This is a genomic window from Solidesulfovibrio carbinoliphilus subsp. oakridgensis (assembly GCF_000177215.2).
GTDB classification, from domain to species: domain Bacteria; phylum Desulfobacterota; class Desulfovibrionia; order Desulfovibrionales; family Desulfovibrionaceae; genus Solidesulfovibrio; species Solidesulfovibrio carbinoliphilus.
On record NZ_CM001368.1, the window covers coordinates 2,527,641 to 2,552,500 of the forward strand.

Annotated in this window: 20 protein-coding genes, 2 rRNA genes and 1 pseudogene (1 of these 23 only partly in view); 9 read left to right on the top strand and 14 right to left on the bottom strand. The window is 67.2% G+C overall.

All coding sequences use genetic code 11. The features are described 5' to 3' along the window. The 6 genes from DFW101_RS10940 to dsrA all read right to left on the bottom strand — a co-directional run bounded on the left by DFW101_RS10940 (window position 1) and on the right by dsrA (window position 6,630). A complete protein-coding gene (locus DFW101_RS10940) occupies window positions 1-894 on the bottom strand; it encodes a serine hydrolase domain-containing protein (RefSeq protein WP_009181581.1) in 894 nt (297 codons plus the stop codon). 73 nt (window positions 895-967) lie between these two features. Next, complete coding sequence (locus tag DFW101_RS10945) at window positions 968-2,041, bottom strand: hypothetical protein (RefSeq protein WP_009181582.1); 1,074 nt, start codon at window positions 2,039-2,041, stop codon at window positions 968-970. Window positions 2,042-2,249: 208 nt separating this feature from the next. Further along, window positions 2,250-3,701 carry a cobyrinic acid a,c-diamide synthase CobB gene (locus tag DFW101_RS10950; protein WP_043642858.1) on the bottom strand — a complete coding sequence of 484 codons (1,452 nt, stop codon included), beginning with the start codon at window positions 3,699-3,701 and terminating at the stop codon, window positions 2,250-2,252. Between the two features lie 151 nt (window positions 3,702-3,852). Beyond that, window positions 3,853-4,080 carry a dissimilatory sulfite reductase D family protein gene (locus tag DFW101_RS10955; RefSeq protein ID WP_009110767.1) on the bottom strand — a complete coding sequence of 76 codons (228 nt, stop codon included), beginning with the start codon at window positions 4,078-4,080 and terminating at the stop codon, window positions 3,853-3,855. A 56-nt stretch (window positions 4,081-4,136) separates the two neighbouring features. Next, entirely contained in the window at window positions 4,137-5,300 is a 1,164-nt protein-coding gene (dsrB, locus tag DFW101_RS10960) for a dissimilatory-type sulfite reductase subunit beta (protein ID WP_009181584.1), read from the bottom strand. A 16-nt stretch (window positions 5,301-5,316) separates the two neighbouring features. After that, window positions 5,317-6,630, bottom strand: coding sequence for a dissimilatory-type sulfite reductase subunit alpha (gene dsrA / locus DFW101_RS10965; protein WP_009181585.1), 1,314 nt, complete (start codon window positions 6,628-6,630; stop codon window positions 5,317-5,319). Between the two features lie 333 nt (window positions 6,631-6,963). Here dsrA and DFW101_RS10970 point away from each other — a divergent pair, with 333 nt between their 5' ends. The 7 genes and pseudogenes from DFW101_RS10970 (at window position 6,964) to DFW101_RS11000 (ending at window position 13,714) form a co-directional block, all read left to right on the top strand. Next, on the top strand, window positions 6,964-7,629 hold the full coding sequence (locus tag DFW101_RS10970; protein ID WP_009181586.1) for a YkgJ family cysteine cluster protein: 666 nt from the start codon (window positions 6,964-6,966) through the stop codon (window positions 7,627-7,629). 40 nt (window positions 7,630-7,669) lie between these two features. Continuing rightward, window positions 7,670-8,170 carry a hypothetical protein gene (locus DFW101_RS10975; RefSeq protein ID WP_009181587.1) on the top strand — a complete coding sequence of 167 codons (501 nt, stop codon included), beginning with the start codon at window positions 7,670-7,672 and terminating at the stop codon, window positions 8,168-8,170. Window positions 8,171-8,502: 332 nt separating this feature from the next. Further along, entirely contained in the window at window positions 8,503-9,819 is a 1,317-nt protein-coding gene (locus tag DFW101_RS10980) for a DUF2325 domain-containing protein (protein ID WP_009181588.1), read from the top strand. Window positions 9,820-9,910: 91 nt separating this feature from the next. Further along, window positions 9,911-10,291, top strand: a complete 381-nt coding sequence (locus DFW101_RS10985) for a RidA family protein (protein WP_009181589.1) — start codon at window positions 9,911-9,913, stop codon at window positions 10,289-10,291. A 133-nt stretch (window positions 10,292-10,424) separates the two neighbouring features. After that, window positions 10,425-10,673, top strand: a pseudogene (locus DFW101_RS10990) ((2Fe-2S) ferredoxin domain-containing protein); the annotation flags it as partial. A gap of 111 nt (window positions 10,674-10,784) precedes the next feature. Further along, complete coding sequence (locus DFW101_RS10995; protein ID WP_009181591.1) at window positions 10,785-12,536, top strand: [Fe-Fe] hydrogenase large subunit C-terminal domain-containing protein; 1,752 nt, start codon at window positions 10,785-10,787, stop codon at window positions 12,534-12,536. Further along, on the top strand, window positions 12,533-13,714 hold the full coding sequence (locus tag DFW101_RS11000; RefSeq protein ID WP_009181592.1) for a SpoIIE family protein phosphatase: 1,182 nt from the start codon (window positions 12,533-12,535) through the stop codon (window positions 13,712-13,714). Before DFW101_RS10995 ends, DFW101_RS11000 begins: the two co-directional genes overlap by 4 nt. 59 nt (window positions 13,715-13,773) lie before the next feature. On the opposite strand, the gene DFW101_RS11005 is transcribed toward DFW101_RS11000, so the two are convergent. From DFW101_RS11005 to DFW101_RS11030, 6 genes are all read right to left on the bottom strand, one after another. Next, window positions 13,774-14,139: a tetratricopeptide repeat protein gene (locus DFW101_RS11005; RefSeq protein WP_009181593.1), complete on the bottom strand. Its 366-nt coding sequence runs from the start codon at window positions 14,137-14,139 to the stop codon at window positions 13,774-13,776. Between the two features lie 198 nt (window positions 14,140-14,337). Beyond that, the gene (locus tag DFW101_RS11010) at window positions 14,338-14,769 is read right to left on the bottom strand and encodes a flavodoxin (RefSeq protein ID WP_009181594.1); all 432 of its coding nucleotides are present in this window, start codon (window positions 14,767-14,769) and stop codon (window positions 14,338-14,340) included. A gap of 202 nt (window positions 14,770-14,971) precedes the next feature. Continuing rightward, complete coding sequence (locus DFW101_RS11015; RefSeq protein ID WP_009181595.1) at window positions 14,972-16,153, bottom strand: GGDEF domain-containing protein; 1,182 nt, start codon at window positions 16,151-16,153, stop codon at window positions 14,972-14,974. A gap of 260 nt (window positions 16,154-16,413) precedes the next feature. Beyond that, complete coding sequence (ahcY, locus tag DFW101_RS11020) at window positions 16,414-17,838, bottom strand: adenosylhomocysteinase (RefSeq protein WP_009181596.1); 1,425 nt, start codon at window positions 17,836-17,838, stop codon at window positions 16,414-16,416. Window positions 17,839-17,864: 26 nt separating this feature from the next. Beyond that, window positions 17,865-18,788: an ArsR/SmtB family transcription factor gene (locus DFW101_RS11025; RefSeq protein WP_009181597.1), complete on the bottom strand. Its 924-nt coding sequence runs from the start codon at window positions 18,786-18,788 to the stop codon at window positions 17,865-17,867. A 309-nt stretch (window positions 18,789-19,097) separates the two neighbouring features. Then, window positions 19,098-21,545 (bottom strand): methyl-accepting chemotaxis protein, encoded by a 2,448-nt coding sequence (locus DFW101_RS11030; RefSeq protein WP_009181598.1) that lies wholly within the window; start codon window positions 21,543-21,545, stop codon window positions 19,098-19,100. A gap of 250 nt (window positions 21,546-21,795) precedes the next feature. Between DFW101_RS11030 and DFW101_RS19040 the strand changes: the two genes are divergently transcribed. Beyond that, window positions 21,796-21,999, top strand: coding sequence for a phosphoribosylglycinamide synthetase C domain-containing protein (locus DFW101_RS19040; protein ID WP_419187110.1), 204 nt, complete (start codon window positions 21,796-21,798; stop codon window positions 21,997-21,999). Further along, complete coding sequence (gene purE / locus DFW101_RS11035; protein WP_009181599.1) at window positions 21,999-22,493, top strand: 5-(carboxyamino)imidazole ribonucleotide mutase; 495 nt, start codon at window positions 21,999-22,001, stop codon at window positions 22,491-22,493. The genes DFW101_RS19040 and purE overlap by 1 nt, the downstream gene beginning before the upstream one ends. Before the next feature lie 210 nt (window positions 22,494-22,703). On the opposite strand, the gene rrf is transcribed toward purE, so the two are convergent. After that, window positions 22,704-22,818, bottom strand: a 5S ribosomal RNA gene (gene rrf, locus DFW101_RS11040). A gap of 45 nt (window positions 22,819-22,863) precedes the next feature. Beyond that, a 23S ribosomal RNA gene (locus DFW101_RS11045) occupies window positions 22,864-24,860 on the bottom strand; it runs 928 nt beyond the window's last position.

Consider the following 24,860-nt stretch of genomic DNA (forward strand, 5'->3'; position numbering starts at 1 on the left):
CTACCTTCCGGCCAGGAGCGCCAGGGCTCGCGTCTCCACGGCACTTGCGTCCTCGGCGTCGGCGAACACGGCCACCGTCCTTCCCCCTCCCCTGTCCAGGGCGTGGTAGACCGCGCCCACACTGCCCGGCCCGCCGGCGGAATGGCCGGCCACGGCCAAGGGCCGGTCCATGCCCGGACGCTTCATGGTCCCGCGCATGAGGCCGAGCCCGTAGCCGGCCGTGTGCCACGGACGGCCGGCCATCCCCGGCGCGAGGAGAAACGGTTCCAGAAATGCCTGCTTCCAGGCCGGGGCCAGGAGCTCGCCCGCGAGCAGCCGGTGCAGGGCCAGGGCCGCCTCGGCCACCGGGCCGATGACGGTCCCGTGGAAGCACCAGCCCGGTTGGTAGCCGTGGCCGCCGGGAAACGCCGTGGCCGCCATGTCGGCGGGCCGTTCCGCCAGCCGGGAGGCGACAAGCCCCAGGGGACCAAGGACCAGAGCGGCCAGAGCCTCGCCGAGACCCGTGCCGCAAATCCGTTCGATCAGCCGGCGCAGGAGCAGGTAGCCGACGTTGGAGTAGGCCCAGCCGGTCCGGGGCGCGAAAAGGAGCCTGTCCGGCGAAACCCGCGCCAAAAGCGCCTGGTCGGACCAGGGCGCGTCTCCCCGGGACACCGCCTCGCGGTACTCGGCCAGGGCCCCGTAATCCCCCACCCCGGCCCGGTGTTGCAGAAGGTCGCGGACCGTAAAGGGATACGCGTCCAGCCTGGCCTCGATATCCAGTTGGCCCTTCCCGGCCAGCCTGAGCAGGCAGGCGGCGATCAGGGGCTTGGTGAAACTCCACCAGGGCACGACCGCCGTCGCGGCCCCGGGCCGCAGGTCGCCCGTCGCTTCGACGAGGGCGGCGTAGCGGGTCATGGCCGGCCTCCCCCTGGCGGGAGGCTTTCGAGGAAAAACGCGCCGAAGCACCCCGGAAGCATGTGCGGCGATCCTAGATGCCGGCGAGCCCCTCGACCAGGAGGGCGGCGTGTTCCGGCCAGGCCCGGGCGCACAGCTCCCGCTCCCCGGGCGCAGCCGCGTCCATGAGCTGGCTGCCGGCCCCGGCCAGTTCCTCGGCCGAAAACGAGTCCAGGAAATCGAGGAGCCCCAGCCCCCCGTCGTCCAGGTCCGGCCGCTCGCCAAGGCCCCGGGCAAATCCGGCCACCGCCGCCCCGGCCACCTCCGGACCGGCCAAAACCAGCTCCCCGACCCCGTCCACCCGGTCGAGCCGCAGCCGCATGGTCATGTTGGTGAAAAAGGCCAGCCCGGCCAACCGCTCGGCCATGGGGCCGGCTTCGGTAAAATTGCGCGACGCGCCGTAGCCCCGGACGGTGACGAGCCTTGCCGCCACTTCCCCGCCGGCCAGGCTCCCCACGAAATCCCCGGCCGCGTGGTGCCACGGCCCGATGGACGCCCCGGTCGGCGCGTCGAAATACCGGGTCAGGATCCGGGCCGCCTCGCCATAGAGCGCCGCGGTCTCCCCGGCCGTCAGCACCCGCTCCCCGGCGTCGAAATCCCACAACCGCACCCGGCCGGCCCCGTCCTGGTGGAATTCGTGGAACCCGCCGAACCACTCCTCCAGCAAAAAGGCCAGGCCCCGGGCCTGCCCGACCGCGTACGGGCAGGGCAGGAACTCCGGCGTGAAACGGCTTCGCAGGCCGCGCAAGAGCCCGGCCTCCTCTTCCAGGCAGGCCACGGCCACGGGCGTGGCCGCCACATTGACGCAAAATTTCGCCACCCCATGCCCCAGCCGGACCGTGACGCTGGCCGGATGGTAGAGGGCCCCGTGCTTCTCGGCCCGGACGACGATCTCCCCCACGCCCGCCACGCCGTCCCCATGCCCGGCCGCCGCCAAGGCCCGGCCCAGGGCCGCGTACCCGTCCCCGGCCAGAAACGCTTCCAGGGCCTCGAAATACGCCCCGTACGTCAGCTCCGGCCCGCCGCCCTCGACCAGGGCCGCCCCATGCTCCGGCCGCCAGGGCAGCGTCCCGGCGGGTGTGGCGATTTCACGTAGGATGGTGTCCATAGAAGATGCCTCCGGCGGCCGGGGGGGATGATCCCCCCCGGACCCCCTCAATGGTGTAGGGGTATTGGGTCGGCCGGGCGGTCGATCCGGGTTCATGGTCAAAGGGAAAAAGGAATGCCAATGCCGGTGGCCTCCGTCCTTTTCCACTGCAGCTGCGGGACTTCGTGCCGGCAAGCCCGCAGCCCGCCAGGGAGGGTCCGGGAGGGGGTTACCCCCTCCCGGCCGCCGGAGGCATCTTCGCCTTGGCGTACCCCCGCGCCGTGTTGACGAAGTTCATGGCCCAGTGGGGCGCGCCTTCGGCGTGGATGTGGGTGTAGGCGGCGAAGGTGTTCTTGAAAAGGAGCCCGTCGCGGCCGTCCAGCATGCCGACGCCGCGCTCCATGGTGAGCGCGAAGGCTTCCGGCCCGGGCAGCCCCGGGGCCTCCCCCGAGCAGGCGCCGAGGGCGGCCTGGCAGCGGGAATAGTGGAATTCGTGGCCGCGAAGGACGGTGCCGACCGGGTGGTAGGGATTGGCGCGCACGACCCGGGCCAGACTGTAGCCCAGGCCCTGGGGCCGGGCACAGAGCGTGGTGGTCACGGGAAAGACGCCGGCCATGGCATGGGTCCGGCCGTCCATGTCGAGCCCCTGGCAGAGATACATGAACCCGCCGCACTCGGCGTAGATGGGCAGCCCGGCCGCGGCCAGGGTCTTGACGCGGCAGCGCGTGGCCGTGTTGGCGGCGAGCCCCTCGACCTGGGTCTCGGGGAAGCCGCCGCCGAGGTAGAGGCCGTCGAGATCGGGCCAGGGCGCGTCGTCGAGGAGGCTGACAAAGGCCAGGCGGGCCCCGGCCCGTTCGAGGGCTTCGAGATTTTCCGGGTAGTAGAACCACAGGGCCGCGTCCCGGACCACGCCGATGACCGGGGCCGGGCCGGCGGCCGGAACCGGGCCTGAAATGGCGGCCACGGGAGCGGTGGAATCCGGTAGGGGCGGGGCGGACCGGGCGATGGCCAAAAGCCGGTCGAGGTCCACGTGCTGCCGGATAACGGCGGCCAGATTGTCGAGGATGGCGTCCACGGCCCCGTGCTCGCGGTTCGAGACCAGCCCCATGTGGCGTTCGGGAATCGGATTTTCGAAAATTTTCGGCAGCAGGCCGAGAACCGGCACGCCGGCCAGCTGTTCGATGGCCCCGGACACGATGTCGCGATGGCGCGGTCCGGCCGTGCGGTTGACCACCACCCCGGCCAGGTGGAGGCCCGGTTCGAATCCGGCCACCCCGGCCACGATGGCGGCGGCGGTCCGGGTCATCTTGGTGGCGTCGAGAATGAGGACGACCGGCGCGAGGAGGGTCCGGGCCAGGGCGGCGGTGGAGCAGGAACCGGCGAGGTCCATGCCGTCAAAGAGGCCCCGGTTGCCTTCGATGACCGAAATGTCGACGTCGCGGGATTTTTCCAGGAACAGGGAGGGGAGCCTGGCTTCCGGCAATAAAAAAGGGTCCAGATTGGTGGCGTCGCGCCCGGCGGCAAGGCCAAGCCAGGCGGCGTCGATATAATCCGGACCCTTTTTGAATGGACGAACGCGAAGGCCGGCGACAGCCAGGGCCCGGCAGATTCCGAGGGTCAGGATGGTCTTGCCGGCGCCCCCGGAAAGCCCGGCCAGGACAAGACGCGGGCGATGGTTCACGGCGCGTGCACTGCTTGCGCCCTGCGGCGCGGCATGAGGTTGGTGTTTCGCGAGGCGGTCCGTCATGGGCGTCCCGCCGGGCGGGGTGCGGTCCTTGCCGCGGCGGCCCGCGCCAATGGGTCCGGATCGCGAAACGCCCGCGCCGTGGGAACTATTCTTCCTCGGCCTTCTGCTTGCCGGCGCCGGTCATGCCGTACATGGTGGTCGAGCCGCTGGACCAGAACTCGAGCTTGCCTTCGTTGACCAGCTCGGTGAGGACCTTTTTCACTTCGCGCTGCTTCTTGTCCGGGAAAATCTTGCAGAAATCGCTGAAGTAGAACTTGGACTTGCCCGTCTTTCCCGTAAGGAACTCGAGAACTTGCTCTTTCTCGGAAGGCATGGCGTCCCCTCTTTGTTTGATCCGGGCGGGGACAGGTCCCCGCCCGGAAGTGGTTGCTAGGCTTCGATGTGCTTGGTGAACTTGAACTGGGTGCTCTGGCGCCACGTGTAGTAGGCCGGATCACGGAAGTCGTCGATGCAGTGGTGGGTGAATTCCAGATCGCACAGCTCGAAGAACTTCTCCCAGCCGATGCGCTCGGCCCATTCGCCCAGGCGCTCGTACTTCTGCGCGTTGGCGGCGTAGACCTCGACGATGTGCTTGACCATCTTGGTCAGGGTCGGCCAGCGCGGGGGCTCGTTGGGGATATAAGCCACAACGACCTTGGAGAACTTGGGCATGGAGATCCGGTTGGACACCTTGCCGCCGACCATGAGCACGATGCCGTCGCCCTCGCCGGAGGCGAGCGGCATGGCCGGGCACATGGTGTAGCAGTTGCCGCAGTACATGCAGCGCGAGGCGTTGACCGCGACCGAGTTGACCTTCTTGCCGTCGATCTCGACCTTGGCCGGCTTGATGGCGCCGGTGGGGCAGGCGGAGACGGCCAGGGGCACTTCGCAGATGTTGTCCAGGCGGTCGTGCTCGACGATGGGGGGCTTCCTGTGGATGCCGACGATGCCGATGTCGGAGCAGTGGACCGCGCCGCACATGTTCAGGCAGCAGGCCAGGGAGATGCGGACCATGGCCGGCAGGGTCATGGACTGGAAGTACTCGAACATCTCGTCCATGACGGCCTTGACCGGGCCGGAGGCGTCGGTGGCCGGGGTGTGGCAGTGGACATACCCCTGGGTGTGGACGATGTTGGAGACGCAGGCGCCGGTGCCGCCGACCGGGAACTTCTGGCTGCCGCCGGCGAACTTGCGGGAGGCCAGATCGGCCAGCAGGCCGTCAAGGGCGGCCTCGGTCTCGACCATGAACTCCACGTTGTTGCGCGTGGTGAAGCGCAGGTGGCCACCGCAGTGCTTGTCGGCGATCTCGCAGATCTCGCGGATGTGCGTGACGCTCATGAGGCGGGCGGCGCCGACGCGCACGGTGTAGACCACATCGCCCGAGAGGCCGACGTGCTTGAGCACGCCCGGCTTCACGATCTCGTGATAGTCCCAGGCGCCTTTGTTCTTTTTGATAACCGGCGGATAGAACTCCTCGAAATGACGAGGACCAATATCCGTGATCCGGCCTTCCATGGGTTTGTCGGGATTGTATCCGGAAGAAATGAATGCCATGTCTGTGTCCCCCCGCTTATCTCATGTGTCTCTGGCGATAGGCCTTTTCGTCATGGGCAAAGCCGCCGGGCACTTCATCTTCCTTGAAGAAGATGTAGGGGTTGGAGCGCGGCTCCACCACGTGCTGCGGCACGGCCTTGATGTTGGTGACCTCGAGCAGCTTCTGGAAGGACAGCCGCTTCATGGTCTCGCCCACGCGCTCGCGGTTCTTGCCTTCTTCCATCCACCAGTCCCAAATGTTCTCGATGACTTCCTTGATCTCGTCGTAGGGCTTCTCGACGACCACGAAGGGCACGAGCAGCGAGGACATCTGGGCGCCGTCGAGGATCGGGGCCTTGGCGCCGAGCAGGATCGAAGCGCCGGTTTCGGCGCCGATCTTCACGGCCGCGGGCATGGTGTTGATGCAGTGCATGCAGCGGGTGCAGTTGGCATTGTCGATGGAGAGCTTGGCGCCGTCATAGGACATGCAGCCGGTGGGGCAGCGGTCCACGACTTCCTTAACGATGTCGAACTTGCCCCAGTCACGGCCGGCATGGGAGCCGCCGCCAGCCTTGAACTCGCCGGCGACATAGCCCTTGACGCGGTCCTGGTCGATGCGGATGTCGTCTTTCCAGGTGCCGATGACCGAGAAGTCCGAACGGGCGATGGAGGCCACGCAGCCGTTGGGGCAGCCGTCGAACTTGAACTTGAACTTGTAGGGGAAGGCCGGGCGGTGCAGCTCGTCCTGGTAGTCGTTGGTCAGGGTGTGGCACAGATCCTGGGTGTCGTAGCAGGCGAATTCGCAGCGCGACTTGCCCAGGCAGTCGGCCGGGGTGCGCAGGTTGCCGCCCGAGCCGCCGAGGTCGGTGTTCATCTTGTGGGTGACGTCGTGGAAGATTTCTTCCAGCTGCGGGGTGGTGGTGCCCAAAAGCACGATGTCGCCCGTGGAGCCGTGCATGTTGGTCAGGCCGGAACCGCGCAGGTCCCAGATGTCCATGATGCCGCGCAGGTAGTCGGAAGTGTAGTACTTGCCGGAGGGCTGGGCCAGGCGGACCGTGTGGAAGTGGGCAACGCCGGGGAACATTTCGGGCTGGTCGCAGTACCGGCCGATGACGCCGCCGCCGTAACCGAAAACGCCGACGATGCCGCCGTGCTTCCAGTGGGTCTCCTTGTCCTTGAAGGAGAGTTCCAGCACGCCGAGCAGGTCGTCAGGACAGTCAACCGGCGTCTGGTAGTCCAGGCCGGCCGCATTGGTGGCCCGGTGCTCGGCTTCCTGTTTGATGTCGGACACGAAGCTGGGCCACGGCCCGCTTTCGAGCTGGTCCAACAAGGGGGTTTGGTGTTTCGCCATTTGCTTCCTCCAGTGGGGTTTGAAGAGTTACCGCCTTAACCAGTTTAACATGCGCCGCCGACGACATCCTGCCGCCATTTGCGCATCCCCCCCCGGCCGACCCTGCTCGCCGGCGGGCGGGGTGTTATTCACGTGGGGTCAGAAGGAAAGTGAACAATTGCACAATCGCTCCCGTCCTAAAATGACAACAGGCTTCTGTCAACGGGAAAACGAGGTTGGCGCTGGTCCACGCAGCAACTGCCCTCCTACCATTTCGGCGCCGCCGATGCAAAGCCCTTTTGCGTCGGCCGGCCTTGCTCGCCCCGGCTCTTGCCAAACCCGGTTTTTTTTCCCATGCACCTGCCCATGCCCACACCCGACGCCTCCTGCCGCCGCTGCGGCGCCTGCTGCCGGGCCGGCGGCCCGGCCCTGCACCGGTCCGACCTGCCCCTTGCCGCCTCGGGCCTCCTTGGCCCGGACACCCTCGTCACCCTGCGCCGGGGCGACCACGTGGCCGACAACGTGGCCGGCGGCGTCGGTCCCGCCCCGGCCGAGCTGGTCAAGGTCCGGCCCGGACCGGACGGCCGGGCCTGCCGCTTCTTCGCCACCCCGGCCGCCTGTTCCATCCACGACCGCCGGCCGGCCGAGTGCCGGGCCCTCTATTGCGAGGCCCCGGAGGGACTTGCCGCCATGTACCGGCAGGAACGGCTGACCCGGGCCGACCTCCTGCCGCCGGGAAGCGGGCTGGCCGCCCTGTGCGCTAACCACGAGGCCGCAACCGACCTGGTCCGGCTGGACGGCCTGTGCCGCCTGGCCCTGGCCGGGGACGAGGGTGCCCGAGACGAGGCTTACAAGATGGTAAAGCTCGACGCCGCCTACCGGCAACTCCTGCCCGAACGGACGGGGGTCGCGCCGGCGGCGCTGGCCTTCTACCTCGGCCGGCCGCCGCAGGAGGCCCTGCCCGCCTGCCGGGCCCTGCTCGCCCCAGGCGGCCTTTACAAGCTGTGGCGCAGGGCCTAAAGAAACACCACCGGCAGTTTCAGGACGCCGGGAGGAGCTTATGAAACGTTTTTTGTGCGCCTGCCTTCTCGCCCTGGCCGCGGCCACGAGCGCCCTGGCCATGGACCTGCATCAGGGATTCGGCAAATACCCGTTCGGCAAATCCTGCAAGGAGCTCTTCGAAGGACCCTCGTTCGGCATCGAACGGGCCCGGCCGATCTGGGACCGGCAACTGCAGATGTTCGGCCTGGCCTACGACCCCGAGGTCGTGGCCAAGAGCCCCTTTGTCCTCTACTACGACAAGGACGAGAAGCCCGAGTTCCAGGGCGTGCCGCTTGGCCGGATCTACTACGGCTGCGACAAGGATTCCGGCCGCTTTTCCCTGGTGGTCCTGGCCCACGACCTGATTTCCGTGCGCCAGCTCGTGCAGCAGACCACGGCCCTGCTCGGCGAGCCGACCAACACCACCATGATCCAGACCATCTGGGCCCTGCCCAACCTCTACGTCCAGATCGACCAGGTTTTCATGATCATCTACGACCGCCGCGCCGGCAAAATCTGATCCCGTCCCCGCCTCGCCGGACCGCCTGCCCGTGGGGCGGCCGCCCCGGCCTTCGGACCGGCCGGGAAAGGGTCGCGCCGCCCGCCCGCCGACGCCCCTGCCGGCTCAAAACGATTGCCTCGTAAACGTGCCCTGTCCCGGCAGCCGCCCGGGCCTGCCCCATCGCCAGCCCGGACGCACTTCCCCCGCCGCTTCGGCCACGCCGCCGCCAGCCTGCCGGTTGCCCGCATTTTCGCGGCAACGGGATTCTTTCGCCCTACCTAATTGACAATGGTTTTCATTTTCATATAGACGGACGGCAGCGGCCTGCCCCAGCAAGCCCGGGAGGAACCATGCCACGCAAGACCTTGACCGAGAACGCCGACTACGCCTGCCCCATCGTCGGGACCTGCCTGACCGTGTCCGAACTGCGCCGGATCTGCCGCAAGTGCGGCGACGCCGTGGCCGACGACGCCAGCGACTACGAGGCCCACGTCTTCCTGGTCGGTCAGGCCAAGGTGGCCGGCGGCGGACCGGCCAAATACCTGCAGCGGTTCCTGGACAAGAAATACCGCCGGGACCTGCGCGCCTTCCTGCGGGTCGAGGATCCGGCCACCCTGCGCCGGATGTGGCGCGAGCGGGCCGACGCCGGCGACGTGCCCGGCCCCTTCTGGGCCCTCATGTCCCACCCGACCGCGCCCGAGGAACTCCTGCGCGACATCTACGGCGAGGTCCACATGCTTTCCCACCGGGTGGGCGCGGCCAACCGGGCCGACCTGGCCCGCCTGTCCCAGCTGGAAGAGCGCCTGGCCGAGACCGCCGCCGCCCTGGAGGAGTCCAAGACCGTGCTGCGCCAGGCCGTTTCGGTCTGGAAGGGCCGGTGCCGGGAGGCCATGGAGGCGCTGTCCGCCGAGCGGGTGAAGCGGCAGGCCGCCGAGCGGGAACGGATTTCGCTGCGCCAGGCCATCGAAAGCTCGGCCGTGGCCGCGGTGCGCCGGGACCGGGACATCCTGCGCGACCAGCTGGCCGACCTGGCCGAGCGCCTGGAGGCCACCGAGACCGAGGCCGGCCGGCAGGCCCTGGCCCTCGAACGGATGCATGCCGCGTGGCGGGAGGCGAAAGAGGCCCTGGCCGACCGGGACAGCGAGGTCGAAGCCCTGGAAGCCACGCTGTTCGCGGCCCTCGGCGACGCGGCCGCGGCCCATGCCGCCCACGCCGAGCACCACCGCGACGAAGGGGACGACGGCCATCCGGCCGTCCTGCCCGGGGGAGCCCCCTGCCCGTGCCGCGAAAAGGGCCTGCCCGCCGAGTCCTGCGGCGAGGCCTGCGCCTGCCGCGACGCCCTGGCCGCCGGCGGCCTGGCCGGCAAGCGGGTCCTCTACGTCGGCGGCCGGTGTTCGCTGGTGTCCCATTACAAGGTCCTGGCCGAACGGTTCGGGTGCAAGCTGTTGCACCACGACGGCGGCCGGGAACAGTCGGCCCACCGGCTCTGGGAACTGCTCGGCACGGCCGACGCCGTGGTCTGCCCGGTGGACTGTGTGAGCCACGAGGCCTGCTCCCTGGTCAAGCAGGCCTGCAAGGGGTGCCTCAAACCGCTGATCCTGGCCCGGTCCTCGGGGCTCTCCAGCCTGGCCCGGTCCCTGGCCGAGCTGGGCCAGACGGTGCAATAGCCGGGAGCCGGGCCGGTTGCCTCCGGTCCGGTTCCCGGCTACCATGCACGCCCAGGCCGGCCCGGACGCGCCTGCCGTCCAAGGAGAACCCATGACCAAGCGCACCAACATTTCCTCGGGCTCCAAGTGGGAGCCCCTGCTCGGCTACTCCCGGGCCGTCGTGGCCGGCAACACGGTCTACGTGTCCGGCACGGTCGGGGCCCTGCCCGACGGCTCGGTGCCGGACGGCCCCTACGCCCAGGCCGTCCAGGCGCTTTCGATCATCAAGGACGCCCTGGCCCAGGCCGGCACGGATCTCTCGAACGTGGTGCGCACCCGGGTCTTCATGACCGACATGAACCACTTCGATGCCGTGGCCAAGGCCCACGGCGAGGTGTTCGGCGACATCCGGCCGGCCACCACCATCGTGGAAGTGAGCCGCCTCGTGGACGCCGCCTTCCTGGTCGAAATCGAGGCCGTGGCCCTCCTGTAGTCCGGGAAACCCCGTTCGGGCCGCCGGCGGACACGGCCTCCTGTTGCAGGATCGCAGCGGGAAGCCGGAATTCGACTTGCCGGCGGCGTGCTTTGCGGGTAACTTGTGAAAAAAGTGACAATACGAGGCCCGCAGCCGTATGAAACATGACATCGTCATCTGCATGGGCAGTTCGTGTTTCGCCAGGGGCAACAAGAAGCACCTGCTTTTGATCGAGCAGTACCTGGCCGACCACGGCCTGACGGACACGGTGGTCCTCTCCGGCAGCCGGTGCGAGGACCAGTGCACCAGCGGCCCCAACATCCGCATCGACGGGCAGCTCTACGGCGACATCAACACCGAACGCCTGATGGAACTCTTAAGCCGCCACCTCTCGGCCTAGCCCCGGTCGGCCGGCCTTTTCCCCCACGTCCCTTCCCCCTTGCCTTTGCAGCCCATGAAGACGACAATGGAATTCGAAGGGTCCCGCACAGGAACCAGCAAGGGAGGCGGCATGCCCAAGCACTATCCGATCTACACCATCGAAACCGAGTGCCAGGACTGCTACCGCTGCCTGCGCCAGTGTCCGGTCAAGGCCATCCAGGTGGAAGGCGGCCGGGCCACGGTGGTGCCCGAACTTTGCATCGCCTGCGGCCAGTGCGTGGCCGCCTGCCCGTCCCACGCCAAGCAGGTGCGAAGCGACATGTTCGGCGTTTTCAAGCTCCTGCGCGGAAGCCGGCCCACCTACGTCTCCCTGGCCCCGTCCTGGGTGACGGAGTTTCCCGACATCTCGCCCCAGGCCATGATCGCGGCCCTGCGCAAGCTCGGCTTTTCCGGGGTGTCGGAAACGGCCCTCGGGGCCCAGGAAGTGTCCGCGGCCGTGGCCCAGACCCTGTGCCAGGGGGGGCCCCGGCTCCTGCTCTCCACGGCCTGCCCGGCGGCCGTGGATTTCATCCGGGGCTACATGCCGGAGCTCGTGCCCAACCTGACGCCGCTTTTTTCCCCGCTGCTCTCCCACTGCCGGATGCTGCGCCGGGCCTACGGTCCGCAGATCGGGGTGGTCTTTTTCGGGCCGTGCGTGGCCAAAAAGACCGAGGCCGACAACCACCCCGGGCTCCTCGACGCGGCCATGACCTATACCGACCTGCGGGCCATGCTGCGCGAGGACGGCATCAACCCGGCCTCGCTCGTGCCCGGGCCCGCCGACGTCTTCATGCCCCAGCCGGCCAGGGACGGGGCCCTCTATCCCATCGAGGGCGGCATGTCCGACACCGTGAAGGCCTATGCCGGCAACGCCGAGGTCTGCTTCACCACCCTTTCGGGCATCGCCACCATCGAGGCCGCCTTGCAGGGCATCCAGAACCACGTCCTGCCCAGGCCCGTTTTCGTGGAGATGCTCGCCTGCGTCGGCGGCTGCGTCCGGGGGCCGTGCGTATCGAGCAACCGGCCGCGCCTGCTCGACCAGCTCGACGTCTTCAACCGGGCGGCCAAGCCCGTGCCCGACATGCCGATCCGGCCGGCCCTGGTGGCCATAAGCGAACGCAAAAACCCCTCCCCGGTCGATATCCCGGTCTACAGCGAGGACCAGTACGTGAAGGTCCTGCGCCTGATCGGCAAATTCGGGCCGGAAGACGAGATCAACTGCGGCGGCTGCGGCCACGAATCCTGCCGGGGCCTGGCCCGGGCCATGCTCGAGGGCATGGCCGAGCCGTCGATGTGCGTCCATTTCCTGCGCAAGCGGGCCACCCGAAAGGCCAACACGCTCCTTCGCTGCATTCCGGCCGGGGTGGTCATCGCCGACGCCAAGCTCCACATCATCGAGTGCAACGAGCACTTCGCCCGGCTGTTTGGCGAGGATACCCTCATGGCCTACGAGGCCAGTCCGGGCATGGAGGGGGCGACGCTTGAAAAGATCGTGCCCTTTATCGGCCTCTTTCGCCGGGCCCTCGAAACCGAGACCGACATCCACCGCGACGCCCTGCGCCAGGACGACCGGGTCTTTAGCGTCACCATCTTCACCATCGAGCCGCGAAACGTCATCGGCGGGGTCATCTTCGACGTGACCGGTTCGGAGCTCCGGCGCGACGAGATCGCCCAGCGGGCCCGGGAGATCATCCGCAAAAACCTGGAGACCGTGCAGGAGATCGCCTGCCGCCTGGGCGAGAACATGGCGGACACGGAAATCCTGCTGCGGTCCCTGGCCGAGGGCTTTTCCAGCGGGGCCCGGACCATTGCCGAAAAGGACCTGCGGGGGCGGCGCCCATGACCGAGGACGTCTTTGTCGAGGTGGAGGCGGCCCAGCGCAACCGGTACGGCGAGGACATCTGCGGCGACGCCTTCAAGACCCTGCGCCTGGCCGACGAGGGGCGGATCATCGCCGTCCTGTCCGACGGCCTGGGGCACGGGGTCAAGGCCAGCATCCTGTCGCTCATGACCGCCACCATGGCGCTCAAGTACACGGCCAACGACACGGACATCGTGCGGGCGGCCGAGGTGATCATGGACGCCCTGCCCGTGTGCCAGGTCCGAAAGATCAGCTACGCCACCTTCACCGTGGCCGACATCCAGGCCGACGGCGTGGCCCGGGTCATCGAGATGGACAATCCGCCCGTGACCCTGGTGCGCGAGGGCCGGGCCGTGGAGCTCGAGTTCGAGGAGGTCGCCTCCCCGCGCTACAACGACCGGGTGATCCGGGTCTATGACCTGAAGCTGCGGCCGGGCGACCGGCTGATCATGACCTCCGACGGCATCACCCAGGCCGGGCTCGGGTCCGAGCGGATGCGGCTTGGCTGGCGGATCAAGGGGTGCCGGGAGTTCACCCTGGAGGAGGTGGCCCGCGACCCGGGGATCTCGGCCCGGTCCCTGTCGCAAAAGATCCTCGGCCAGGCCCTGCGCCAGGAGCCGTTTTTGCGGGCCTACGACGACATGACCGCGGCGGTCATCTACCTGCGCCGGCCGCGCCGGGCCATCATCCTGACCGGACCGCCCTATGCCGCCGGCCGGGACCGGGAATTCGCCGAGGCCCTGGCCGATTTCGACGGCCGCAAGGTGGTGTGCGGCGGCACCACGGCCAACATCGTGGCCCGGGAGCTGGGCAAAACCATCCGCGACTGCCTGCGCGGCGGAGGGGGCGGCGGCGACATCCCGCCGGCGGCCGAGATGGACGGCGTGGATCTCGTGACCGAGGGCATCCTGACGCTGACGCGCACGGCCCAGCTCCTGGAGAGGGACGAGACCCCGCGCGAAAAAAATCCCGCGGCCCAACTCTACGAGATCCTGGTCGAGAGCGATTCCATCGAGTTCGTGGTCGGGGCCCGCATCAACGAAGCCCACCAGGACCCCAACCTGCCCATCGACCTGGAAATCCGGCGCAACATCATAAAGCGCATCTGCCAGGTGCTCGAGGGAAAATACCTCAAGGAAACCAAGGTGAGTTTTTTCTAAAAAAGACCGCGCCCGACCGTCCCGCACGGGCCGGCCGGGGACGCGGCCGCCATGAACCGCTATTGGCCGACCGCGCAATCCCAGGCCGGATGGGCCCGGGCCGGCAGGGCCCTGGCGAAATGCCCGAGAATCGTCTGGTAGAGCTTGCTGCCGCATCCCGCCCGATCCCGGACCAGGGTCAGCGCCTTTTCGAACTCCGCGGCCGCCTCGTCCTGGCGGCCGGCCTCATGGAGGGCCAGCCCCAGCCGGTAGACCGAATTGGCCGTGGCCGTGGCCACGCCGCCTCCGGCCTCGGACATGGCCACCGAGCGCCGCAGGAGGTTCTCGGCCTGGTCCACGTCCCCGTCGCGCAGGGCGTCCATGCCGGCCTCGCGGAGTTGGCGGACACTGCTCGACAGTTCGCATTTTCCATTGGTGCATGCCATATCGCTACCCTCCGGCGGGCGGGACCGGAACAGACGCCCCGGTCCCGCCCGCCCGGCCGGAGCGGATCTCCCGGCCCGGCCCCCGTCATCGGGGAAAAAACGTTTATTTTTTGGCGGCTTGCCAGCCTCCCGCCGGCGTCGGCCTCCCCCTGGCCGCTCCTTCCCGTCCCCTGCGCGGACGGACCGGACGTCCGCGGCCTATAACAGCCCTTTGGCCCAGGCCACGGCCTCGTCCTTGTCCGGGGCCCCGTCGATCTTGAGCGGCAGATCGACGACCTCGGCCCCAAGGGCGGCCGCCTTTTCGGCAATGGCATCCACGGCGCCGCAAAAATAAGTGTAGCTCGAATCGCCGCAGCCGAAGACCGCCACCTTCTTGCCGGAGAGTCCGGCCTCTTCCAGATCGTCAAAGAGCGGCACGAAATCCTCCTGCAACTCGATGTCCTCGTCCCCCCAGGTCGAACAACCCAAAAGGACCAGGTCGAAACCGTCGGCCAGTCCGGCCGCCGTGGCCTGGGCCGCGTTTTTCACGACCACGTCCAGGCCCGCGTCGGCCAGGGCCCCGGCCACATACCCGGCCACGGATTCGGTGTTGCCGGTGGTGGATCCGAAAACAACCAGCGCTTTTGCCATGCCACACTCCCTGGGCTTCACGGTTCCGGCGGCCTTCCCGGACGGGTGCCGCCCCTGTTGGAAAGAGTCGTAGTGATAATGAATGTCATTGTCAATATCTTTCCATCAGAAACCGCGCACCCGAGGGAAAAGACTGGAAGCAGGCACCAGGGGGCGCCGCAACCCGGTCCTTTGCCGGACAAGAGGCCGGAGGGAAAGGAAGTCAGGCGTTGGGAGGGCAGCCCGGCTCGAAAAGCGTGTCCGCGTGCAGGACCGTGCCCGGGACCAGCCCCTTGGCCGCGAGCAGGGTTCTGTCGGCCCGGCGCAGGAAGGCGGGACCGGCATCCGGGCCGCCGCGATGGCTGGCCAGGCCCATGGTCACCGAAAGCGGCCCGGCGAGGCCGACCCGACGCCAGTCGTGGCCGGCCACGGCCCGGCGCAGCCGCTCGGCCACCCGGGCCGCCCGCTCGGGCGAGGTCCGGGTCAACAGCAAGGCGAACTCGTCGCCGTCCATGCGGGCGGCCAGGTCCCCGCCCCGCAGTTCCGGGCCGAAGAGGCCGGCCAGGGCGGCCAGGGCGGCATCGCCCACGGCGTGGCCGTGGCAGAGGTTGACGGCCTTGAATCCGTCGATGTCGAGAAGGGCCAGGCTGGTCCAGGTGCCGTACTCCGCGGCTTCGCCAAGGGCCCGGTCCAGGGCGGCGGCCAATCCCCGCCGGTTGCGCAGGCCGGTCAGGGCGTCGGTCTCGGCCAGGCGGCACATCTCCGCCTGGATCCGCTCCCGGTGCAGGAGCACGAAGCCCAGCGTGCAGGTGACCACGCTCGGGATGTAGAGCAGCATGGTCACGTTCTGGGCCGGCCGGGCGGCGAAGGGATCGGGCACGGCCTGGGCGGAAAGGAGGACGGAGGCCGCGCGCACCAGAAAGGACAGGCCGGCCAGGACATAGCCCGCGGCCAGCATCAGGATCACCCGTCGGCAAAACTCCTGGATGCGCTCCAGGATTATGGCCGCGATGCCGCAGGTCTGGCCGGCGTAGAGGGCGGCCAGGAGGACGGCGCGGGGGCGCACCTCGCCAAGCAGGGCGGCGCAAAGGGCCAGGGCCAGGACCACGGGCAGCCCATAAAGCCACCGGGAACGGCGGTTGCCGAAAAAGACGTCGAAGGAGGCAAAGGAGCAGGACCAGGACAGGGCGAAAAGGCCGTTGGCCGGCACGAGGAGCAGGCCGTCGGGCAAGGTTCCGCGCAGGGCGAAGAGCGAAACCGCGGCCATCTGGGCGACCAGCCCGGCGATCCACAGCCGGACGCCCCTGGCCCGGCTGTCGGAAAAGGCCACGGCCAGGAGCGCGGCGATGCAGATATTGCTGCCGACATAGATGACCGCCGCAGTCTGAAAATCCAGAGGCTTCATTGCCGCCACCGTATCTCGAATCGACAGCAACGGCAAACGCATATTTGTTTAAAGCTTTCTTTCATAGACATTTTTATCGGGCTGCCGGTTTTCCCGGACGCTTCCCCCCTCCTTCCAGGCCGGCCCAGGCCCGAGCGGAAAAAAGAGACGCCGGGGACGCCCTGGCTGTCAAGCCAGGGCGTCCCCGGCGTCGCATCGCGCGCCGCAGCGGAGCCGCGTGGGCGGATTCAGAAGCAACCCACCGGGATGGAGTACTTTCCCTAGTAGCGGTAGTGGTCGGGCTTGTAGGGGCCGGTGGCCTCGATGTTCAAGTAGGCGGACTGGGCCGGGGTCAGGGTTTCAAGTTTGGCCCCGAGGCGGGCCAGGTGGAGGCGGGCCACTTCCTCGTCCAGAAGCTTCGGCAGGGTGTAGACCCCGATGGCGTAGTCCTTGGTGGCCAGTTCGATCTGGGCGAGCGCCTGGTTGGTGAAGGAGTTGGACATGACAAAGCTCGGGTGGCCGGTGGCGCAGCCGAGATTCACGAGCCTTCCCTCGGCCAGCATCAGGATGGCATTGCCCGAAGCCATGGTCCACTTGTCAACGAGCGGCTTGATCTGGTTCTTGGTGCAGTGCGGGGTGTTTTCCAGGTAGGCGACCGCGATTTCGGAATCGAAGTGGCCGATGTTGCAGACGATGGCTCCGTCCTTCATCTTTTCCATGTGCGCGCCCGTCACCACGTCGCAGCAGCCGGTGGCCGTCACGAAGATGTCGCCCTGGGAGCAGGCCGCGTCCATGGTAGTGACTTCATAGCCTTCCATGGCCGCCTGCAGGGCGCAGATGGGGTCGATTTCCGTCACGAGCACCCGGGCTCCGAAGCCGCGCATGGACTGGGCGCAGCCCTTGCCCACGTCGCCATAGCCGGCCACGACCACGACCTTGCCGGCCACCATCACGTCAGTGGCCCTTTTGATGCCGTCGGCCAGGGACTCGCGGCAGCCGTAGAGGTTGTCGAACTTGGACTTGGTGACCGAGTCGTTGACGTTTATGGCCGGGAAAAGAAGCTCGCCGGCCTGCATCATCTGGTAGAGGCGGTGGACGCCGGTGGTGGTCTCTTCGGACACGCCCCGGATCTTTTTGGCCATGGCCGCGAACCGGCCGGCATCGGCGGCCACGACCGCCCGGATGCGGTCCATGATGATGGCCATTTCCTTGTTGTCCGTCGTGGCGTTCAGGGCCTTGGCATCCTTGGCACACTTGACGCCGTGGTGGATGAACAGGGTGGCATCGCCGCCGTCGTCGACGATGAGGTCGGGACCCTTGCCGTCCGGCCAGGTCAGCGCCATCTCCGTGCACCACCAGTAGTCTTCCAGGGTCTCGCCCTTCCAGGCGAAGACCGCGGCCAGCCCGTCGGCGGCAATGGCGGCGGCGGCATGGTCCTGGGTCGAATAGATGTTGCAGGAGGCCCATCGCAGGTCGGCGCCCAGGGCCTGCAAGCACTTGATCAGCATGGCCGTCTGGATGGTCATGTGCAGGGAGCCGGTGACGCGCAGGCCGGCCAGGGGCTTTTTCGGGCCGTATTTCTCGATCACGGCCATGAGGCCCGGCATCTCGTTTTCGGAAAGCTGCATTTCCTTGCGGCCCCAGTCGGCCTGGGACAGGTCGGCCACCTTATAGGGCAGGGTCAGGTCAAGCGGCGTCACGCTCATGGGTCACTCCTCGGAAAGGTAGGGTGTTACCGGGGCCGGGCCACGGCGCGCGCCGCGACCAGCCCCTTGCTTACGGGATGCTCGGACCAGTCGGCCAGGACGAAGCCGGCCCGGCCGAGCCATTCGGCCAGTTTCTCCCGGGAGAAGCCGAGCCACCGGTCGCCGAAGCGCCGGCGCATGGCCTCGTTCTCGTGGGCGGTGAAATCGATGACCACCAGCCGGCCGGACGGGGCCAGGACGCGCCGGGCCTCGGCCAGGGCCCGGGCCGGATCGGGCAGGTGGTGCAGCGTCAGGCAGATGACCGCGAAGTCCACTTCGCCGTCGGCCATGGGCAGGTGTTCGAGCTCGCCCATGCGCACGCCGACAGGCAGGCCGGCGGTGCGGCGTTCGGCGAGAGACAGCATGGAGGGCGAACTGTCGACGCCGATGACCGCCGCCGCCCGCTCGCACAGGACCGGCAGCAGGTCGCCCGGACCGCAGCCGAGGTCCGCCGCCCGGGCCATGCGTTCGGGCATGACCTCACGGACCAGCACGGCCGGGTCCACGTCGCCCAGGACCTCGCGGCGCAGGGCCGCCCAGTCCGGGGCGATGGCGTTGAAAAACCGGCGCGTCTCCAACCGCCGCTCCCGCAACACCTCGTCCACGGCCAGCAGATCGGCTTCGGGGCCGGCGGCGTCGAGCCAGGGGGCCAGGCAGGCGAGAAACGGCGCGGTCTTCCCGTCGGTGGCGGCGCTGTAAAAGGTCCAGGCCCCCTCCCGGCGGCTGGCGAGCAGACCGCAGCCGACCAGGATGCCGAGGTGGCGCGACACGCGCGACTGGCCGAGCCCAAGGACCGAGACGATCTCGCCGACAGACAGCTCGTGGCGCGACAGCACGCGCACGAGACGCAGACGGGTCTCGTCGGCCAGGGCCTTGAACCAGAGGAGAGGATTGGAAGCGGTTTCCTGCATATCAAGATATCCTGATATGTGGCTTTAGTGATTTCCTCCATTCCGGTCAAGCACAAAAAATCGTTCTACCGTTCCCGGCAAGCGCCTGGAGGGTCGAAGAGGTCACAGACAAAGGCCGTCAATGGGGATGGGAAGACAACGAGAAACGTCATCGCAAGAAGATTTTGCGGCGGTCCACCACTCCTCACTCCCCCTTTCGGGGGGTCCGGGGGGGAGGATCCCCCCCGGCAGGTCCAGGGCAGCGCCCTGGTGGGGTTTGGGGCAACGCCCCAACGGGGTCCGGGGCGGCGCCCCGGCCGCCGGAGGCAATTACCCGCGCATGTCTTCGATCAGCCGCATCAGGTCGCCGGCCTGGCCGGCCAGGTCGGAGACGGCGCCGGCGGCCTCGTCCATGCCCTGGGCCGTTTCCTCGGCCACTTCGCCGATGGAGTAGACGGCCCGGTTGATCTCGTCGTGGGCCGAAGCTTGCGCCTTGGCCGAGGCGGCGATCTCGCGCACGGCCCGGGCCGCGTCCTCGCAGCGGGAGACGATGACGGCCAGGGTCTCGCCGGACCGGGACACCAGCCCGTCGGCCTCGGCCACGGCCTGGGTGGCCTTGACCGCCTTGCCGGCGCTGTCGTCCACGGCTTCGAGCACGGCGTGGACCGAGGAGGAGACCTCCTTGGTGGCGGTCATGGTCTTTTCGGCCAGTTTCCGGACCTCGTCGGCGACCACGGCGAAGCCGCGCCCGGCCTCGCCGGCCCGGGCGGCCTCGATGGCGGCATTGAGGGCCAGGAGATTGGTCTGGTCCGCGATGTCGGAGATGACGGCGATGATGCCGCCGATGGAGGCCGCCCGGCTGCCGAGCGCGTCCATGCTGCGGCGAAGCTCGCCCGAAATGCCGCTGACCTGGGCGATGGCCTTGGCCGTCAGGGCCACGGCCTCCCGGCCGGCCATGGCCTGGGACATGGCCGCCTCGGCTCCGCTGGCCGCGCCGTCGGCGCCCGAGGCCACGGCGTCGAGGGCCTGGTTCAGGCCCTCGATGGCCCCGACCGTCTCCTGGAGCTGGGCGGTCTGGGACATGGCCCCGTCGGACACGGCGGCCACGCGGTTGGACAGTTCCTCGGCTCCGGCGGCCACGTGGCGGGCAATGGACTCGGCCTCGCCGGCCACCCGGCTTAAGACCTCGTTTCGGGACAGGATGAGGGCTTCTTTGGATTTGACGTCGGTCAGGTCCACCACCAGGGCAAAGGCGCCGATGAGGCCTTCGTCCAGGTCGTAGAGGGGCGCGGTGTCCACCCGGACGTGCCGGTCCTCGCCGGTGCCGTCGTCGAGGAGGAATTCGACGCCCAGGCGGCAGGCCCGGTCCTCCAGACAGGCGGCGAGCTGGCCGGCGATGGCGGCGTTGGCCCCGAAGACCTCGCCGGCCGGCCGGCCGAGAAGCGCCTTGTAGTCCTGGCCCCGGCCGAGGAGGGCCAGGAGCGGCGGATTGACGAAGGTGACGCGTCCCTCGGTGTCCGCGACCAGGCAAGGGAGGGTCACGGCTTTGAGGATGCTCGAGGAAAAACCGAGTTTGTTCTTGATCTCCGCCACCATCATGGTGAGGCCACAACGCACGGCCTCCATCTCGCCCTTGAGCTTCGGCGGCGGCACGGCCCCGAAATCGCCGCGCGTGACCGCGCCGAGATAGCCGAGGATGCCGGCCAGGGGGGTGAGGATCTCCTTTCGCAGGAAGACCGTGACCGCGAGAAGGACCAGGGCGGCGGTGATGCCGGCCACGAGCAGGGCCACCCGGCGCAGGCCGGTTGCGGCGGCAAAGGCTTCCGAGGCCGGCGTGCGGGCGACCAGGGCGTAGGCCACGTCGCCGAACGCCACCGGCGCATAGGCGGAAAGGGCCTCCCGACCCGTGGCGTCCGGGCCGGTCTCGTTGCCGGTCTGGCCGGCCAGGGCCAGGGAGACGGCGTCGCCGAAGACGGCCGGCCCGGCCGACGTGGCGGCTCCAACCGTCCCGGGGGGTCCAGACGCGACGGTCGCGGCGGCGTCCGCCGTGGCCGAGCCGTCCACCCGCACCTGGCCGTCCGCGCCGACCAGCAGAAAGTCCCGGGGCAGGCCCGTGCCCTCGCCCTGGCGCAGGATGCGGACCAGCTCGGCCTTGGGCACGCGCAGGATGGCGGCGGCCTCGATCATGGTGCCGGTGTGGTTTTTGACCGGCGCGGCCACGAAGGCCACCGGCTCGCCGCCAAGGGGCGGATAGGGCGCGAAATCGGCGAACACGGTCCTGCCCTGCATGGCCCCGCGCCAGGCCGCGGCCAAGCTGGAGTTTTTCAGCGGCCCTTCCTTGACGTCCTCGCCCACTTCCAGGCCCGAGGACGCGCCATAAAGCACCCGGCCGTCGTCGGCCACCAGCATGGCGTCGGCAAAGCCGAGCACCCGGGTGAAGGGCGCGAAGGCCGGGGCCACGTACTCCCCGAGATCCTTGTATTCCGGGGTGTCCACGGCCGCCTTTTCCCCGGGCTTTTTGCCCATGAAATAGTCGCGCGTCATGCCGACGGCGTTGTAGACCTCCTTGACCGAGGCCATGATGGCCGCCTCGCGGAGCCACGTGGCGGCGGCCGCCTGCAAGGCCTCCTTGCGGCTGTCGCGGGCGGCGGCCAGGCCGCCGAAGGCCTGTTCGCCGAGGATGCCTGTGGCCTGGCGCACGCTGACCACGCCGGTTGCGGCCAGGGGCAGGATGCTTATGGCCAGGCAGAAGAGAATCAGTTTGTACTTGAGCGTCATGTGCTACTCGGTGGTGAGGGCCTAACCGACCCATTGCGGAAGGGTTGGCCTGTGCTACGTCCCGTCGGGCGCGGGACAGTGAAGGGCTTGTGTCATTTGTGCGACAAAAGATTCTCCCGCACTGCACGGATTGTGACCTTCCCGAGACGACGGCAAGCCGGACACTGCATTTCCTGGCTCTTTTCCCGGCTTCCGGCCGCCCTCAACCCCTTGCGGCCGGTGTCCCGCCTTCCTGTTCTCGTTTTTTTGTTTGGGCCCTGTAACGGGCAGGTCACCGGCCGCGCGCCAGGCCTGGCCGGGGGCCGGGGGCCGGGTGCTCGGCGTCACGGCCCGAGGGAGCGATCTGGCCGCGGCCCAGGCGGCGGCCTATGCGGCCTGCGCCAAAGTCGGCTTCAAGGGCGCGTTTTACCGTCGTGACATCGGACAAAAAGGCATCCTGCGGGAGGAAAAATAATGCGCGTAGCGATTTTCATCGGTTCCATCTCCGACGAGGAGAAGATGCGGCCCGCTTCCAAGGTCCTGACCTCGCTTGGCATCGACCACCTCTTCACCGTGACCTCGGCCCACCGCACCCCCGAGCGGACCGAACGTCTCATCCGGGAGTGCGAGGATGCCGGCTGCCAGGTCTTCATCTGCGCCGCCGGCCTGGCCGCCCACCTGGCCGGAGCCGTGTCGGCCCGGACCCTCAAGCCCGTCATCGGCGTGCCCCTTTCCACCTCGGGTTCGGCCCTTGGCGGCCTGGACGCCATGTTGGCCACGGTGCAGATGCCGCCGGGCTACCCGGTCGCGACCGTGGCCCTGGACGTGACCGGGGCCAAAAACGCCGCCTGGCTGGCGGCCTCCATCCTGGCCCTGGCCGACCCCGAACTGGCCACCCGCATCCGGGCCTCCCGCGAAGGCTTTGTCCGGGACGTGGAAACCGCCGCTTCCAAGCTCGGCCAGTCATAAGCGAAGGATGGAGCTGCCGCGCAGGCAGCCATCCTGCCGCCGCACGGGAAGAAATCGGACGTCGCGTCCGGAACCACGCTGCAAAAAGTCCCCGCTTCGGCGGGGACTTTTTTATGGACGTTGTGGGGATCTTTCTGTTTGAATTTTGGGCATAAAAAAACCCGAAGGCCCGTCTGTTTTTGCAGACGGGCCTTCGGGTTTTGAAAAGAGCCCTGGCGGCGACCTACTTTCCCACGCAAGAGTACGCAGTATCATCGGCGATGGAGGGCTTAACTTCCGAGTTCGGAATGGGTTCGGGTGTACCCCCTCCTCTGTGACCACCAGGACAAATATATAAGTTAAAATAAGGGATGGGATTCGTTGTTTGGCAAAAATCAAGTCGAACGGACTATTAGTACCGGTTTGCTGAGAACATTACTGCTCTTGCACATCCGGCCTATCAACCGGGTAGTCTACCCGGGTCCTTCAGGGAGAACTCGTCTTGAGGCAGGCTTCCCGCTTAGATGCTTTCAGCGGTTATCCTTTCCGAACGTGGCTACCCTGCGATGCCACTGGCGTGACAACAGGAACACCAGAGGTTCGTTCATCCCGGTCCTCTCGTACTAGGGACAACCCCTCTCAATTCTCCAACGCCCACGGAAGATAGGGACCAAACTGTCTCACGACGTTTTAAACCCAGCTCGCGTACCACTTTAATCGGCGAACAGCCGAACCCTTGGGACCTGCTCCAGCCCCAGGATGTGATGAGCCGACATCGAGGTGCCAAACCGCATCGTCGATGTGAACTCTTGGATGCGATCAGCCTGTTATCCCCGGCGTACCTTTTATCCATTGAGCGATGGCCCTTCCATGCGGGACCACCGGATCACTAAGGCCCACTTTCGTGCCTGATCGAGATGTCTCTCTCACAGTCAAGCTCCCTTATGCCTTTGCACTCGACGGCTGGTTTCCAATCAGCCTGAGGGAACCTTTGCATGCCTCCGTTACTTTTTGGGAGGCGACCGCCCCAGTCAAACTACCCACCAGACAATGTCCCCGAGCCGGATGACGGCATCAGGTTAGAAGCTTAAACAACCGAGGGTGGTATTTCAAGGTTGACTCCGCCGACGCTGGCGCGCCGGTTTCACAGTCTCCCACCTATCCTACACACGATTGTCCAAGCTCCAATGTCAAGCTATAGTAAAGGTGCACAGGGTCTTTCCGTCTTTCCGCGGGTAGACGGCATTTTCACCGCCACATCAATTTCACTGAGTCTCTGGTTGAGACAGCGTGGAGATCGTTACGCCATTCGTGCAGGTCGGAACTTACCCGACAAGGAATTTCGCTACCTTAGGACCGTTATAGTTACGGCCGCCGTTTACCGGGGCTTCGGTTTAGAGCTTCGCTTGCGCTAACCCCACCCCTTAACCTTCCGGCACCGGGCAGGCGTCAGTCCGTATACGTCGTCTTACGACTTCGCACAGACCTGTGTTTTTAGTAAACAGTCGCCACCACCGTTTCACTGCGACCCCCCGAAGCTTACGCAGCAAGTGCTTCACTCTAGGGGGCACCCCTTATCCCGAAGTTACGGGGTCATTTTGCCGAGTTCCTTAACCAGAGTTCTCTCAAGCGCCTTGGGATACTCTCCCCGCCCACCTGAGTTGGTTTGCGGTACGGTCTGCTCGTGCTAAACTTAGAAGCTTTTCTCGGCAGCATGGGATTAGTCACTTCAGTCGATTGACACGACATCACGTCTCGGCCGTCCAGAGGAGCGGATTTGCCTACTCCTCAAGCCTACACGCTTGTACCGGCACGTCCAACAGCCGGCTGACCTACCCTCCTGCGTCCCTCCATCGCACACGCGAACAGGTACAGGAATATTAACCTGTTTTCCATCAGCTACGCCTTTCGGCCTCGCCTTAGGGACCGACTCACCCTGGGAAGATTAACTTTACCCAGGAAACCTTGGGCTTACGGCGAACGGGTTTCACACCCGTTTTATCGTTACTTATGCCAGCATTATCACTTCCCATTAGTCCAGCAGGCTTTACAACCTGCCTTCATCCCGTCTGGGAACGCTCCCCTACCGTCCAGCGCAAGGCTGGACCCGAGGCTTCGGTACCATGCTTAGCTCCGTTACATTTTCGGCGCAGGACCACTAGACCAGTGAGCTATTACGCTTTCTTTAAAGGATGGCTGCTTCTAAGCCAACCTCCTGGCTGTCAGAGCGGTCCCACTTCCTTTCCCACTGAGCATGGATTTGGGAACCTTAGCCGTCGATCTGGGCTCTTACCCTCTCGACCCTGGACCTTCGCACCCAGAGTCTGACTCCCGGACAATAAAAGCACGGCATTCGGAGTTTGATAGGGTTTGGTAACCTGGTGGGGC

Excerpts from the sequence above, each read along its gene's own strand:
- DFW101_RS10940 (WP_009181581.1), bottom strand. The coding sequence starts at position 894 with ATGACCCGCTACGCCGCCCTCGTCGAAGCGACGGGCGACCTGCGGCCC.
- DFW101_RS10945 (WP_009181582.1), bottom strand. The coding sequence starts at position 2,041 with ATGGACACCATCCTACGTGAAATCGCCACACCCGCCGGGACGCTGCCC.
- DFW101_RS10955 (WP_009110767.1), bottom strand. The coding sequence starts at position 4,080 with ATGCCTTCCGAGAAAGAGCAAGTTCTCGAGTTCCTTACGGGAAAGACG.
- dsrB (WP_009181584.1), bottom strand. The coding sequence starts at position 5,300 with ATGGCATTCATTTCTTCCGGATACAATCCCGACAAACCCATGGAAGGC.
- dsrA (WP_009181585.1), bottom strand. The coding sequence starts at position 6,630 with ATGGCGAAACACCAAACCCCCTTGTTGGACCAGCTCGAAAGCGGGCCG.
- DFW101_RS10970 (WP_009181586.1), top strand. The coding sequence starts at position 6,964 with ATGCACCTGCCCATGCCCACACCCGACGCCTCCTGCCGCCGCTGCGGC.
- DFW101_RS10975 (WP_009181587.1), top strand. The coding sequence starts at position 7,670 with ATGAAACGTTTTTTGTGCGCCTGCCTTCTCGCCCTGGCCGCGGCCACG.
- DFW101_RS10980 (WP_009181588.1), top strand. The coding sequence starts at position 8,503 with ATGCCACGCAAGACCTTGACCGAGAACGCCGACTACGCCTGCCCCATC.
- DFW101_RS10985 (WP_009181589.1), top strand. The coding sequence starts at position 9,911 with ATGACCAAGCGCACCAACATTTCCTCGGGCTCCAAGTGGGAGCCCCTG.
- DFW101_RS10995 (WP_009181591.1), top strand. The coding sequence starts at position 10,785 with ATGCCCAAGCACTATCCGATCTACACCATCGAAACCGAGTGCCAGGAC.
- DFW101_RS11000 (WP_009181592.1), top strand. The coding sequence starts at position 12,533 with ATGACCGAGGACGTCTTTGTCGAGGTGGAGGCGGCCCAGCGCAACCGG.
- DFW101_RS11005 (WP_009181593.1), bottom strand. The coding sequence starts at position 14,139 with ATGGCATGCACCAATGGAAAATGCGAACTGTCGAGCAGTGTCCGCCAA.
- DFW101_RS11010 (WP_009181594.1), bottom strand. The coding sequence starts at position 14,769 with ATGGCAAAAGCGCTGGTTGTTTTCGGATCCACCACCGGCAACACCGAA.
- DFW101_RS11015 (WP_009181595.1), bottom strand. The coding sequence starts at position 16,153 with ATGAAGCCTCTGGATTTTCAGACTGCGGCGGTCATCTATGTCGGCAGC.
- ahcY (WP_009181596.1), bottom strand. The coding sequence starts at position 17,838 with ATGAGCGTGACGCCGCTTGACCTGACCCTGCCCTATAAGGTGGCCGAC.
- DFW101_RS11025 (WP_009181597.1), bottom strand. The coding sequence starts at position 18,788 with ATGCAGGAAACCGCTTCCAATCCTCTCCTCTGGTTCAAGGCCCTGGCC.
- DFW101_RS11030 (WP_009181598.1), bottom strand. The coding sequence starts at position 21,545 with ATGACGCTCAAGTACAAACTGATTCTCTTCTGCCTGGCCATAAGCATC.
- purE (WP_009181599.1), top strand. The coding sequence starts at position 21,999 with ATGCGCGTAGCGATTTTCATCGGTTCCATCTCCGACGAGGAGAAGATG.